Below are 12979 nucleotides of genomic sequence, written 5' to 3' on the forward strand. Positions count from 1 at the left end.
AAGAAAGTCATGAACACCGAAAAGGAATTCCTGCGCTCCGCCCACCCCATCGAGCCCGCCATGCGCGCGCAGATCATGGACGCCCTGCGCGACATCGAAGCGAAGAACGACGTGAGCGTGCTGTTCGCCTGTGAATCCGGCAGCCGCGGCTGGGGCTTCGCCTCGCCCGACAGCGACTACGACGTGCGCTTCATCTACGTCAACCGGCTGCCGTGGTACCTCACGGTGCGGCCGCGCCGCGACGTGATCGAGGTGCCGATCAGCGGCGACCTCGACATCAACGGCTGGGACCTGCGCAAGGCGCTGGGCCTGATGCGCGAGTCGAACCCGACGCTGCTCGAGTGGCTGCGCTCGCCCATCGTGTACCGCGACGACATGGTGGCGATGCCGCGTTTCCGCGCGCTGTCGGAGGCGGTGTTCTCCAACGCGCGCGGCTGGCACCACTACAGCTCGATGGCGAAGAAGAATTTCCGCGAGCATCTGCAGGCCGGCGAGGTGCGCTACAAGAAGTATCTCTACGTGCTGCGCCCGCTGCTGGCCGCGCGCTGGATCCGCTCGCAGCCCGGCGTGCCGCCGATGCGCTTCGCCGACCTGGCGCAGCGCACGCTCGATGCGGCACGTGACGCCACGCTGATCGACGAGATCAACGCGCTGCTCGAGGTGAAGATGCGCGCCGCAGAGGCCGCGACCAGCCCGCGCTGGCCCGGCATCCATGCGTTCATCGAGTCGGAGCTGGCGGCCAACGCGGCCGAGCCGGTCACGCCGCTGCCGCAGGCCGAAGAGGCCGGCCTCGACGCGTTCCTGCACGAGACGGTGCTGCGCTTCGACAAACAAGAACAGGGGGCTGCGCATGGTTGACCTCGACGGCTCGCTGGGCGAGGGCGGCGGCCAGATCCTGCGCACCAGCCTCGCGCTGTCGGCGGCCACGGGCCAGCCGCTGTCCATCGAGAAGATCCGTGCCGGCCGCGCCAAGCCGGGCCTGATGCGCCAGCACCTCGCGTGCGTGAACGCGGCCGCTGAAATCAGCGGCGCGAAGGTGGAGGGCGCGCAGCTCGGCTCGCAGTCGCTGCGCTTCGCGCCCGGCCCGGTGCGCGCGGGCGAGTACCGCTTTTCGATCGCCAGCGCGGGCAGCTGCATGCTGGTGCTGCAGACCGTGCTGCCGCCGCTGCTGCTCGCCGGTGCGGCCAGCCGCGTGCACCTGAGCGGTGGCACGCACAACCCGATGGCACCGCCGTTCCATTTCCTGGAGCGTGCCTTCGCGCCATTGGTGCGCCGGCTGGGCGCCGACCTGCAGCTGACGCTGCGCCGCTGCGGCTTCTATCCGGCCGGTGGTGGCGAGGCAGAGGCGACGATCGTTCCTGCGGCCGGCGCGCTGCAGCCCTTCGACCTGATGGCGCGCGGCGAACATCGGTCGAGCCATGCCGAATGCCTGGCGCCCGGGCTGCCGCGCCATGTGCCGACGCGCGAGCTCGACACGCTGGGCGGCGCGATGGGCTGGTCCGGCGAGCAGCTGCGTTTCGGCACTGCGCGCCAGAACGAAGGCCCCGGCAACGCGTTGCTGGCGACGCTGGCGTACGAGCACGTCACCGAGGTGTTCACGGCCTTCGGGGAGAAGTCGCTGAGCGCCGAGCAGGTGGCGCATGGCTTGGTGAAGGAGCTGCGCGAATTCCAGAAGAGCGAGGCCGCGGTCGGCCCGCATCTCGCGGATCAGCTGGCGCTGCTGCTGGCGCTCGCCGCTTGGCAGGGCAAGAAGGCCTGCGCCTTCACCTGCAGCGAGGTGACGGAGCACACGCGCACCAACTGCGCGGTGATCGAGCGCTTCCTGCCGGTGCGCTTCGCGATCGACGAAAGCCGCCAGATCTGCACGGTGCGGGTCTCGCCGGCCTGAGGAGGAGCTTCTCGATCGGGTAAGCGGAAAAGTCCTTTCCACTCCTGTTGTTGAATGAGGAGCGGCCCGGCGGGATACTCGCGCGATGGGCAGCCGGCACCGGTTGCCTCATGAACATTCGAGAGACAGCAAAGCCATGACCATCCCCTCGTTCGTCTACAACAGCGTGCCGCAGCGCGTGGTGTTCGGCGCCGGTTCGCTGCAGCACCTGGCGCGCGAGATCGATGCGCTCGGTGCGCGCCGGGCGCTCGTGCTGTCCACGCCCGAGCAGCGCCCGCAGGCCGAGCGCGTGGCCGATATGCTCGGCAGCCATGCGGCCGGTGTGTTCGATCGCGCCGTGATGCACGTGCCCATCGAGACCGCGCGCGAGGCGCGCGAGGTGGCGGCCCGGCTGGGCGCGGATTGCGCCGTGGCCATCGGCGGTGGTTCGACCACCGGGCTGGGCAAGGCCATTGCGCTCGATTCGGGCCTGCCGATCCTCGCCATCCCAACCACCTACGCGGGCTCCGAGATGACGCCGATCTACGGCATCACGGAAGCCGGCATGAAGAAGACGGGCAAGGACTTCAGGGTGCTGCCGCGCACGGTGATCTACGATCCCGAGCTGTCTTCGAGCCTGCCCGTGGGCATCAGCGTGACCAGCGGCATCAACGCCATCGCGCATGCGGCAGAAGGGCTCTACGCGGTCGATTCGAATCCGATCATGCACCTGATGGCGCAGGAAGGCATTGCCGCACTGGGCCGCGCGTTGCCCGCCATCCGCGCCACGCCACACGATCCGGGCGCCCGCAGCGATGCGCTTTACGGCGCATGGCTCTGCGGCACGGTGCTCGGCAACGTCGGCATGGCGCTGCACCACAAGCTGTGCCACACGCTGGGGGGCAGCTTCAACCTGCCGCACGCCGAGACCCACACCATCGTGCTGCCGCACGCACTTGCCTACAACGCCGAGGCGGCGCCGCAGGCCATGGCGCGCATCGCGAAGGCACTGGGGGGGAGCAGCGCCGCGCAGGCCGTGTACGACCTCGCGCGCGACAACGGCGCGCCGGTCGCGCTGCGCGACATCGGCATGAAGGAATCGGACCTCGACCTGGCCTGCGAGCACGCGCTCAAGAACCAATATCCCAATCCGCGCCCGCTGGAGCGCGCTGCGATCCGCTCCTTGCTGCAGGACGCCTGGGAAGGTGCGCGGCCCTGAGCCGGCGGAGCAGGGCCGCGCTGCTGTTTACAGGCCGGCCTGGCGCGTGAACGAAACCGTCGGCTTCTTGTAGGCCGAGGGCACTTCGTCGCGGTAGAAGGCGCGGCGATCGAGGCTTTGCAGCGGGTTGTGTGCGGCGGCCACGGCCTGGTCGCGCACGGCGCTGCGGTCGAGCGTGGAGTTGACGGCCACGGTGCCTTCGGCGGCGCTGTCCGAGTAGGGGTTGCCCTCGCGCGCGGCGGCAATGGCTTCGGCCTTCACGTCGGCACGGCTGGCGAACGGGATGATGGCCTGCACGCCTTCGTAGCTTTCGGCATGTGCGCCGGCAGCGCCCAGCAGGGCGAGAGCGGCGGCGGAAGCGGCGATGAGTTGCCTGGTGTTCATGAGAGTCCCTTTGGATGTCTGTGTGGGCGGCGGACATTCGTCGTTGCCACGAGATGCAGTGTGAAACCGCATCGTGGTTCGCGCTGTGCGTTTGCGCACCGCTTTCGGCGATCAAGCAGGTGCGCGGAGCACTTCGAGCGGTTCGGAGCGGCCGCGCACGGTGAGCGTTTCGACTGCGCCCATCGCATCCGCTGCGCCGGCTTGCTCGGCCGCGAACAGCGACACGACGAGGCGCGATGCCGCGGTCTTCGAGTGGTCCTGCAGCCGGCTCGCGGTGTTGACCACTTCGCCGATGGCGGTGAAGGTCGTGGTCTCCAGGTAGCCCACTTCACCCACCGCGGCCCGGCCTGCATGCAGCCCCATGCCGAACTCCAGCCGTTGGCCGAATTGCGCCTCGAAGCCTTCGCTCCATGCGTCCATGCGCTGGCCGATCAGTTCGGTGGCGCGCAGCGCCTGCCTGCAGGCGGTGGGAAGGTCGCACTCGAGCCCGAAGATCGCCATCACGCTGTCGCCGATGAACTGGTTGGGCACGCCGCCGCTCTCGCGCACGGCTGCACCCACGGTGGCGAAGTAGCGGTCGAGCACATAGGCCAGGTCGAAGGGCCACTGCCGCTCCGACAGGCCCGACCAGCGCCGCAGGTCGACGAACAGGATCGCCACGTCGCGCTCGCGCCCGAAGCTGCCGACCGGCGCGGGCCGGCCTTCGTTGGGCAGCGGCGCGAACAGCGGCGTGACCTCGATGTCGCCGCGTGGGCGCAGCTGGCAGGCCAGGCGCACGTCGGCCGGTGCGCGCACGCGTTCGAGCGTGCGCTGCTCGTCGCGGCCGGGCTCGCCGATGTGCTCGGCCTGGCCGGCCACGCGCACGCGGCAGGTCGAGCAGCGCGCACGTCCGCCGCAGATCGAGACGTGCGCGATGCCGTGTGAGCGGCTTGCCTCCAGCACGCTCCAGCCGCGCGGCACCTGCACCGTGCGACCGGGATAGCGCAGCGCCACGGACGGCTGCCGCGACCAGCGTGCCAAGCCGTTGCGTCCCCAGCGCGCCGCGAGCAGCGCGACCAACGCCAGGCCGTAGAACCACTTGATGCCGCCTTCGGCCGCATTGAGCGCCCTGCCCTGCGCGGGCGTCGGCAGCGTGACCGGCGGCACGCCGGTCCACTGGAACTCGCGCCCCATCGACACGAAGCCCATCGCCGCCGTCAGCGGCAGCGCCACCGCAACGGCCAGCAGCAGATGGGAGAAGCGCCGCCAGGCCGGTTTCACCCGCAGCGCGAAGTGCAGGCCCAGGCAGCCGTGGACCCAGGCCGCGAGCATCATCACGAGCTGTGCGGCCGCGCCTTGCCAGTCCCACAACCCCCAGACCACACGCACGTACGAGCCTTCGATGCCATAGGCCAGGTAGGCGCCGCGCATGGCCGTGAGGTGCGTGGCCAGCAGCAGCGGCAGTGCGAAGCCGAGCAGCACGCGCAGGCCTTCGAGCGGCGGCATGCGCAGCGTGCGGCGCTCCCACAGGGCGACCACGGCCAGCGCCAGGTGCACGGCGGCCGCGCCATACAGCAGTACCGTGCCCGGCAGGCTGTGCCAGAACTTCTGCACGCCACGCAGCACGGTCTCGGCCGCGGCAAAGGAATAGATGCCCAGCGAATGGTTCAGCAGGTGCGCCGTGACGTAGGCCATCAGCACCAGCCCGCTCGCCCAGCGGAGATTGCGCCGTGTCGGCGGTCTCAGCGGAAAAATGGGGCCCGAAGGGGTGCGGAGGGAACGTCTGTCCATGAACGGGTTCGAAGCGGCACCCGAGCATAATGCGCGCGCCCCCACCGACCCCCGGCATGGCCAAACCTGAACCTTCCTCTCCCCGCTCCAGCCTTGCACTGCGCCAGATCGCACTGCTCGGAGGCCTTTCCGACCGGCGCCTGGACCTGCTGGCCCAGCAATGCCTGTGGCACAGCGTGGAGGCCGGCAAGCCCTTGCTGCTGCGCGCCGAGCAGCAGGGCGAGGTGTTCCTGCTGGTGTCGGGCCGGGTGCGGGTGACGACCTATTCGGCCAACGGCCGGCAGGTCACCTTCCGCGATTCCGAAGCCGGCGAGCACTTCGGCGATATCGCCGCCATCGACGGCGGCCCGCGCTCCGCCGATGTGGTCACGCTGGAGCCCAGCGTGGTCGCCAGCCTCGACCGCGCCGCCTTCATGGCCCTGCTGCGCGATGAGCCGCTGGTGGCCGAGCGGGTGATGCTGAGGCTGGCGTCATTGGTGCGCCAGCTGTCGGAGCGCGTCATCGACCTGAGCACCCTCGGCGTGCAGAACCGGCTGCATGCCGAACTGCTGCGCCTGGCCCGCGCAGCCGGTGTCGAGGACAACCAGGCTCGGCTCGACCCGGCGCCCAGGCATGCGGCGCTGGCCAGCCAGATCAGTACCAACCGCGAGCAGGTGACGCGCGAGCTCAACGTGCTGGTGCGCAGCGGCGTGCTGCGCAAGGACGACAAGGCGCTGCTGGTGGCCGACGTGGCCCGCCTCGAAGCCATGGTCTCGCAGGTCAGGGGCGATTAGTGCTCTCTCCCAGGGCTTCGCGCACTTTGTGCCGCAGCGCCAACCCCCTTCCGGGGGCAATACCGGCGGCCCGGCAAAGCCGGTTCCGCGGTATTCCACGAATGATTCGCGGGTTTGCTCAGTTCCAGCGGCCGTTGCGTCCGCCGACGGAGAAGCTGCCGGCGCCCAGCAGCACCACCGTCAGCGCGCCGAACAGGTACAGGCCTTGCAGTTCCAGTGCCCAGCCGCCCTGCTTGGTCATTGCGAACAGGTCGGCCATGTGCACGAGGCCGAAGGCCACCAGCATGTTGATGACCACCACGGCGGCCGCAGCGCGAGTGAAGACGCCGGCAATCATCAGCAGCGGCGCGGCGATCTCGCCCACGTACACGAGGTAGGCCAGCCCGCCCGGCAGGCCGGCCTTGGCCAGCATGCCGCCGATGAAACCCACGCCGGCCGACAGCTTGAAGATGCCGTGCAGCAGCACCAGGAAGCCGACCGTCACGCGGATCAGCAGCTTGCCGGAATCGTCCAGCGTGGAGGGAGAGAGAGCAGACAGCGGCGATGCGATCGGCGCATGCGCTGTGTTGGTGGCCTGGGTGTTCATGGCTGGTCCTTGGAAATGGAGGACCGCCGCGGAATGCGACGGTTGCGGTTCCAGTGTGCGGAGCTGCCGAAAACCCGGATGTGCGTTTACGCACATGTTTTGGCGGAAAGGCCCGTCAGCGCATGCCGAAGTGCCCGGTCCATTTCCGCTCGTACTCCATCTTTGCGAAGTGCGCGGCCATGAAGTCGATGAAGCTGCGCACCTTCGCCGACAGGTGCTTGCGGCTGGGATACGCGAGGTTGATCGTCAGGTGCGGCAGGTCCCAGTCTTCCAGCGTAGGTACCAGCCGGCCGGCCACGATGTCTTCGTACACGATGTAGGTCGGCTGCACGAGGATGCCCATGCCGTCGAGCGCAGCGGCGCGCAGCACCTGGCCGTCGTTCGATTCGAGCAGCCCCGTGACCGGCACCGTGTGCGTTTCCCCGTCCCGGCTGAAGCGCAGCTCGTTCGGGTTGTTGGCGTGGGTGTAGATCAGCAGCTTGTGCTGCTTCAGCTCGTCCAGCGTCTTCGGAAAGCCATGCTGCGCGAAGTAGCGCGGCGAGGCCGCGAGGATGCGCCGCGTCTCGCCGAGCCGGCGAATCGTCACGTTGGAGTCGGGTTCGTACTCGCGCGTGCGGATCGCCACGTCGATGTTGTTGTCGATCAGGTCGAAGTAGCGGTTGGCGGCTTCCACGTGCACCCTCACGCCGGGGTAGCGCTCGGTGTACTCGCGCAGCAGCGGCGCGATGTGGTGGACCGAGAACGAGAGCGAGGCCGTGACGCGCAGCGTGCCCGTCGGGTTGAGCGCGGTGGCGTTCACCGTCGATTCGGCATCCGACAGGTCGGCCAGGATAGTGCGGGCGCGGGCGCAGAACTCGCGGCCGGTGTCGGTCAGGTACAGGCGGCGGGTATTGCGCTCGACCAGCCGCGCGCCGAGCCGGGCTTCGAGCGCGCCCAGGTGGCGGCTCGCGGCGGCGTTCGACAGGCCCAGCGCCTCGGCCGCGCGGCTCAGGCTGCCGGCATCGGCGATCTGCACGAGCAGGGCGATTTCGGTCCAGCGGTCCATGGGCGTTGTTTCCGGGGCTTGTCTTTGGTCGGGCCGGGCGATTTTGGCGCAGGGCGGGCGCGACCGTTCCGCTGGCCGGAAAAATCATTTGCGCCCAGATGCTTTCAGCGCAGCGGTGCGCGGCCTACAGTGCGTCGTATCCGACGACCAGACCCCATGGAGACAACCACGATGCGCAACCTCGACCAGGACAACATCACCCAGGCCGTGCTCGCGCGCTTCGCCGACACGCCCGACCCGCGCCTGCACGAGATCATGACCAGCCTTGTGCAGCACCTGCACGCCTTCGCGCGCGAGGTGAAGCTCACCGAGGAAGAATGGTTCCAGGGCATCCAGTACCTGACCGCCACCGGCCAGAAGTGCGACGACAAGCGGCAGGAGTTCATCCTGCTGTCGGATGTGCTGGGCCTGTCGATGCTCACCATCGCGATGAACAACGACAAGCCGGCGGGCTGCACCGAGGCCACCGTGTTCGGCCCCTTCTACTTCGACGGCGCGCCAGAGTACGAGCACGGCGACGACGTGGCCAACGGCGCCGAGGGCGAACCCTGCGATGTGTTCGCCACGGTGCGCGGCCTCGATGGCGAGCCGGTGCCCAACGCCGTGGTCGACGTGTGGCAGGCCGACGCGGGCGGCCACTACGACGTGCAGCACCCCGGACTCGACCACGCCGAGAACCGCGGCACGCTGCGCACCGGGCCCGATGGCTCGCTGCATTTCCGCAGCGTGGTGGCGGTGGCGTATCCGATCCCGGTCGACGGCCCCGTGGGCGACCTGCTGCGTGCCACCAGGCGCCACCCGTGGCGGCCCGCGCACCTGCATTTCAAGATCGAGGCACCGGGCTACGAGCGGCTCATCACCCATGTGTTCCGCGACGGCGACGAGTGGCTCGACTCCGACGCGGTGTTCGCGGTGCGCCAGTCGCTGGTGGCGCCATGGACGAAGCAGGCCAACGGCCGCTGGCGGCTCGATTTCGATTTCGTTCTCAACCCGCTGAAGCAGCCCGCCTGACCAGGCTGCGCCCCGTCCTGCTACGCTCGCGAAGCCTGCCACCCGGCAGGCTTTTTTCTGCGCTTTCCCTTCCCATGGCCTTTCCCCTGATCACCGACCCGCATTTCTACGCGGTCGCCATTCCCGCCGTGCTGCTGCTCGGCATCAGCAAGAGCGGCTTCGGCGCGGGCTTCGGCTCGCTCGCGGTGCCGATGATGGCGCTGGCCGTCACGGTGCCGCAGGCAGCGGCCATCCTGATGCCGCTGTTGCTGCTGATGGACGTGCTGGGCATTGCCGCATTCAGGCGCGACTTCGACCGTTCGCTGCTCAAGTTCCTGATTCCGTTCGGGCTGCTGGGCACGGTGATCGGCACGCTGTTGTTTCGCGCGCTGCCGGCGCACACGGTGGCGGGCATCGTGGGCGTGTTCACGCTGCTGTTCCTGGCGCAGCGGCTGCTGTTTCCGCCGAAGCCCGACGACCCGCTGCCTTCGCGCGGCGTGGGTGCGGTGCTGACCACGGTGTCGGGCTTCACCAGCTTCATCGCGCATGCGGGCGGGCCGCCTATCAACGCTTACGTCATCCCGCTGCGGCTCTCTCCGGTGATCTTCACGGCCACCATGGCCTATTTCTTCTTCGTGGTGAATCTCAGCAAGTGGATTCCCTATGCGTGGCTCGGCCTGCTCGACTTCCGCACGCTGGCCACGTCGCTGGTGCTGATGCCGATCGCTCCCTTGGGCGTGTGGGTCGGCATCCGCATTGCGCGGCGCATCGATGCGACGTGGTTCTATCGCTTCGTGTACCTGGGGATGCTGCTGACGGGCCTGAAGCTCGTCTATGACGGGTTCATTGGCTAACCCCCAGGCTTCGCGCACTTCGTGTCGCTGCGCCACCCCCCTTGCAGGGGGCAACACCTGCGGCCCGGCAAAGCCGGTTCCGCGGTGTTCCCGAAAGGGGTCAAAACTCGACTATGGACTTGAAGCCGCCGAAGATCATCCGCTTCGCGTCGAAGGGCATCGTCTTCGGGTCCATCGCCGTGATGCGCGGGTCGGCCATCACCTTCGCGTTCACCGTGTCGCGGTGCTTGCGCGATTTGTAGGTGATCCACGAGAAGGCCACCGTCTCATCGGGCTTCTGTTTCACGCTCTGCGGAAACGAGGTCAGCTTGCCGGGCTTCACGTCGTCGGCGATGCATTCCACGTATTCGAGCGCGCCGTATTCCATCCAGACCTTGCCGGCCTTGCGCGCGAGCTTGCGGTAGGCCTCTACGTTCGCGGTGGGAACGGCGACGATGAAGCCGTCTACATAACGAGCCATGAGTGTTCTCCTGAACAAAGAGTGGAAGCGTTGGAGAAAGAAAACCGGCGGTTGCGGCATGGCATGCGGATGTTCACGACGCCGTGCCGCCCGCGGTGCCACGGGGTGCTGCTTCTTCGTTGTTCTGCGCCTGCCCCGGCATGGTGGTGCGAAGCAGCAGGGCCCCGATCAAACCCGCCGCCGCCGCGAACACGGCACCGACGAGAAACGCAAGGTTGTAGCCCCCGGTGAGTGCCAGCGGCATCTGCGCACCGGCGGCTTCCATCGATGCGGAGCGCGCGGCCGCGGCGCTGGCCAGCACGGCCAGGCCCAGCGCGCCGCCCATCATGAACGAGGTGTTGACCACGCCCGAGGCCAGGCCCGAATCGGCCGGGCTCACCTCGCTCATGGCCGCCAGCAGCACCGGGTTGAAGGCCATGCCCGCGCCGAGGCCCAGCAGCATCATGCCGGGCAGCACGTCGACCACGAAGCTGCCGTTGACCGGCGCGCGCGCGAACAGCGCCAGCCCGACGGCCGCGAGCCAGAGCCCGGCCGCCAGCGGTTTGCGGATGCCGAAGCGCATCACGATCTTCGCGGAGAGGCCGAGCGAGAACACCGCCATGATCACGTTGGCCGGCAGGAAGGCCAGCCCGATCTGCATCGGCGTGTAGTTCAGCACCAGCTGCATGTAGAGCGCCGAGATGAAGAACCACGCGAACATGGCCGCGGCCCACAGCACGCCGACCACGTTGGCCACCGACACGCTGCGCAGCTTGAACAGGCCCAGCGGCATCAGCGGATGCTGCACGCGCGACTCGATGGCGATGAAGATCGCGAGCAGCACCACGGCCGCGCCGAGCAGGCCGAGCGTCTGCGTGGAACCCCAGCCCGCCTCGTTGCCGTTGACCACGCCGTACACGGCGAGCATCAGCGACAGCGTGACGGTGACGGCGCCGGCCACGTCGAGCTTCTCGCCGTGCGCATGGCCGCGCGCGCTGGGCAGCAGCGCCACGCACAGCGCGTACACGGCCACGCCGATCGGCAGGTTGACCAGGAAGATCCAGTGCCAGCTCAGCGTGCTTGTGAGCAGCCCGCCCAGCAGCACGCCGATGCTGCCGCCGCCCGCGCAGACGAAGCCGTACACGCCCATTGCCTTGGCGCGGTCGGCCGGCTCGGTGAAGAGATTCATGATCAGCGAGAGCGACACCGCCGAGACCACCGCGCCGCCCAGGCCCTGCACCGCGCGCGACGCCACCAGCAGGCCCTGCGAGGTCGAGACCCCGCAGGCCAGCGATGCCAGCGTGAACAGCACCAGGCCCGCGAGGAACACGCGGCGGTGGCCGTACAGGTCGCCGAGCCGGCCGCCCAGCAGCAGGAAGCCGCCGAAGGTCAGCATGTAGGCATTCACCACCCAGACCAGCGAGGTCTCGGTGAAGCCGAGGTCGGTGCGGATCGAGGGCAGTGCCACGTTCACGATGGTGGTGTCGAGCACGATCATCAGGACGCCGAGGCACAGCACCATCAATGCGAGCCAGCGCTTGCGGCTGTCGAGTTGGTTGGTCATGGGAAGCGGGTTTCTTGAAGTAGGAAGGGGACGGCTCAGACCAGCGGCTTGCCGCCGTTGATGAGCCACGGAGTGCCGAAGCGGTCGGTCACCATGCCGAAGCCTTCGACCCAGAAGGTCTTCTCGAAGGGCATTCCGACGTGGCCGCCTTCGGCGAAGGCGTCGAATACGCGGCGGGCCTCGGCCACGGTCTCGATGGTCAGCGCGACGCCGAAGCCCTTCATGCCTTCGTACGGCTGGCCGGGCATGGAGTCGGAGGCCATGAGGATGCCCTGGCCGTAGGCGAGCGAGGCATGCATGATGCGCTTCTTCGCCTCGGGCGGGAACTGCTCCGTGTCGGGCGCTTCGCCGACGGTCATCATCATCTGCATGGTGCCGCCCAGCGTCTTCTCGTAGAAGCGCATGGCCTCGGCTGCATTGCCGTCGAAGGTGAGGTAGGCGTGGATGTGGGGCATGATTTTTCCTTTCGGGAATTACTTTTCGGTGGCGGTCTTCAGGTTGGCGAGGCCCGTCTCGAAGTCCTTGCCGATCATCTGGTCCATGTTGAAGAAGATGCCCATGAGCTTGGCGACATAGGGGCTCGGACCGTACATGGCCCAGGCGACCTGCGTTGCATTGCCCTGGGGCTGCAGCGTGAATTCAGCGGTGTTGTGGCCCTCGAAGGGCTTGATGAAGTCGAGCTTGATCGCGACCTTCGACGAAGGCGCCGACTCCACGATCTCCATGCGGCCCGCGCCGGCCTTGTCGTTGCCCTCCCAGGCATAGGTCGCGCCCTTGCCGTTCGCACTGCCGCCGAAGCTGCGCTTCATGGCGGGGTCGAGCTTCTCGTAGGGCGACCATGCGTTCCAGCGGTGGAAGTCGTCGATCAGCGGAAAGATCTTCTCGGCCGGTGCCTCGATGCGCGCGGTGCGCTCGACGCGGAAGGTGTCGGGCCGGGTGGCCGCGAAGATCAGCAGCGCGGCGATCGCGAGCACGACGACGAGGGCGATTTTCTTGAGCATGGCGGGGCTTTCGGGAGATTGGCTGTGCGAGCGAGTGCGATCAGGCAGGGTGCGCGACGACCAGCAGCCAGCCCACGCCGAAGCGGTCGGTCAGCATGCCGAAGTTCGAGGTGAAGAAGGTCGGGATCAGCGGCTGCGTGACCTGCCCGCCCTCGGACAGCGCGTTGAACCACTTGACGGCTTCGGCGTCGGTCTTGGCGGTGAGCGCGAGCATGATGCCCTCGAACTTCGCCTGGCCGGAGCAGCGGCCGTCCGAGGCCATCAGCTCGGTGTCGCCGATGCGGAACACCGCGTGCATCACCTTGCTGGCGTCGGGCATCGCGCCGCCGCAACTGGCGTCCGCGTTGCCCGAAGGGGCTCCGGCAGGCGCTTCGCTGTAGCGCATGAGCTGCACGACCTCGGCGCCGAGCGCCTTCTTGTAGAAGCCGAGCGCTTCGTCGCATCGGCCTTCGAACGAGAGGTAAGACTGGACTTTCATGGCGGTTCC

The 12979-nt window shown here is 68.3% G+C and carries 15 protein-coding genes; 6 read left to right on the forward strand and 9 right to left on the reverse strand.

Going from position 1 to position 12979, the window contains the following annotated elements; all coding sequences use genetic code 11:
* The first annotated feature begins 9 nt into the window (after positions 1 to 9).
* The 3 genes from AC1DFC_RS21655 to AC1DFC_RS21665 all read left to right on the forward strand — a co-directional run bounded on the left by AC1DFC_RS21655 (position 10) and on the right by AC1DFC_RS21665 (position 3086).
* Positions 10 to 858, forward strand: a complete 849-nt coding sequence (locus tag AC1DFC_RS21655; protein WP_042673864.1) for a nucleotidyltransferase domain-containing protein — start codon at positions 10 to 12, stop codon at positions 856 to 858.
* Positions 851 to 1888 (forward strand): RNA 3'-terminal phosphate cyclase, encoded by a 1038-nt coding sequence (gene rtcA / locus AC1DFC_RS21660; RefSeq protein ID WP_413333640.1) that lies wholly within the window; start codon positions 851 to 853, stop codon positions 1886 to 1888. Before AC1DFC_RS21655 ends, rtcA begins: the two co-directional genes overlap by 8 nt.
* Before the next feature lie 136 nt (positions 1889 to 2024).
* Positions 2025 to 3086 carry a maleylacetate reductase gene (locus tag AC1DFC_RS21665; protein ID WP_413333638.1) on the forward strand — a complete coding sequence of 354 codons (1062 nt, stop codon included), beginning with the start codon at positions 2025 to 2027 and terminating at the stop codon, positions 3084 to 3086.
* A gap of 27 nt (positions 3087 to 3113) precedes the next feature.
* Here the strand turns inward: AC1DFC_RS21665 and AC1DFC_RS21670 are convergent, their stop codons facing one another.
* Together AC1DFC_RS21670 and AC1DFC_RS21675 are read right to left on the reverse strand one after the other, a co-directional pair.
* Complete coding sequence (locus AC1DFC_RS21670) at positions 3114 to 3470, reverse strand: alpha/beta hydrolase (protein ID WP_478179974.1); 357 nt, start codon at positions 3468 to 3470, stop codon at positions 3114 to 3116.
* Between the two features lie 111 nt (positions 3471 to 3581).
* Positions 3582 to 5240, reverse strand: coding sequence for an adenylate/guanylate cyclase domain-containing protein (locus tag AC1DFC_RS21675; RefSeq protein ID WP_413333635.1), 1659 nt, complete (start codon positions 5238 to 5240; stop codon positions 3582 to 3584).
* A gap of 29 nt (positions 5241 to 5269) precedes the next feature.
* Between AC1DFC_RS21675 and AC1DFC_RS21680 the strand changes: the two genes are divergently transcribed.
* The gene (locus AC1DFC_RS21680) at positions 5270 to 6013 is read left to right on the forward strand and encodes a Crp/Fnr family transcriptional regulator (protein ID WP_413315749.1); all 744 of its coding nucleotides are present in this window, start codon (positions 5270 to 5272) and stop codon (positions 6011 to 6013) included.
* A 118-nt stretch (positions 6014 to 6131) separates the two neighbouring features.
* On the opposite strand, the gene AC1DFC_RS21685 is transcribed toward AC1DFC_RS21680, so the two are convergent.
* Positions 6132 to 6599: a DoxX family protein gene (locus AC1DFC_RS21685; protein WP_478179975.1), complete on the reverse strand. Its 468-nt coding sequence runs from the start codon at positions 6597 to 6599 to the stop codon at positions 6132 to 6134.
* Positions 6600 to 6714: 115 nt separating this feature from the next.
* Positions 6715 to 7644 (reverse strand): LysR family transcriptional regulator, encoded by a 930-nt coding sequence (locus AC1DFC_RS21690; protein ID WP_478179976.1) that lies wholly within the window; start codon positions 7642 to 7644, stop codon positions 6715 to 6717.
* 171 nt (positions 7645 to 7815) lie between these two features.
* Here AC1DFC_RS21690 and AC1DFC_RS21695 point away from each other — a divergent pair, with 171 nt between their 5' ends.
* Positions 7816 to 8655 (forward strand): intradiol ring-cleavage dioxygenase, encoded by an 840-nt coding sequence (locus AC1DFC_RS21695; protein ID WP_007833148.1) that lies wholly within the window; start codon positions 7816 to 7818, stop codon positions 8653 to 8655.
* 74 nt (positions 8656 to 8729) lie between these two features.
* Entirely contained in the window at positions 8730 to 9488 is a 759-nt protein-coding gene (locus tag AC1DFC_RS21700) for a sulfite exporter TauE/SafE family protein (protein ID WP_007833149.1), read from the forward strand.
* A gap of 100 nt (positions 9489 to 9588) precedes the next feature.
* Here AC1DFC_RS21700 and AC1DFC_RS21705 read toward each other — a convergent pair whose 3' ends face one another.
* The 5 genes from AC1DFC_RS21705 to AC1DFC_RS21725 all read right to left on the reverse strand — a co-directional run bounded on the left by AC1DFC_RS21705 (position 9589) and on the right by AC1DFC_RS21725 (position 12970).
* Entirely contained in the window at positions 9589 to 9948 is a 360-nt protein-coding gene (locus AC1DFC_RS21705) for a DUF1428 domain-containing protein (RefSeq protein ID WP_007833150.1), read from the reverse strand.
* Positions 9949 to 10021: 73 nt separating this feature from the next.
* Positions 10022 to 11491 carry a DHA2 family efflux MFS transporter permease subunit gene (locus AC1DFC_RS21710; RefSeq protein ID WP_007833152.1) on the reverse strand — a complete coding sequence of 490 codons (1470 nt, stop codon included), beginning with the start codon at positions 11489 to 11491 and terminating at the stop codon, positions 10022 to 10024.
* 35 nt (positions 11492 to 11526) lie between these two features.
* Positions 11527 to 11946 (reverse strand): VOC family protein, encoded by a 420-nt coding sequence (locus AC1DFC_RS21715; RefSeq protein ID WP_007833153.1) that lies wholly within the window; start codon positions 11944 to 11946, stop codon positions 11527 to 11529.
* 18 nt (positions 11947 to 11964) lie between these two features.
* On the reverse strand, positions 11965 to 12492 hold the full coding sequence (locus AC1DFC_RS21720) for an SRPBCC family protein (RefSeq protein WP_007833154.1): 528 nt from the start codon (positions 12490 to 12492) through the stop codon (positions 11965 to 11967).
* Between the two features lie 40 nt (positions 12493 to 12532).
* Complete coding sequence (locus AC1DFC_RS21725) at positions 12533 to 12970, reverse strand: VOC family protein (RefSeq protein ID WP_007833155.1); 438 nt, start codon at positions 12968 to 12970, stop codon at positions 12533 to 12535.
* Positions 12971 to 12979: the final 9 nt, after the last annotated feature.

Source organism: Variovorax sp. 10L421 (genome assembly GCF_056395365.1).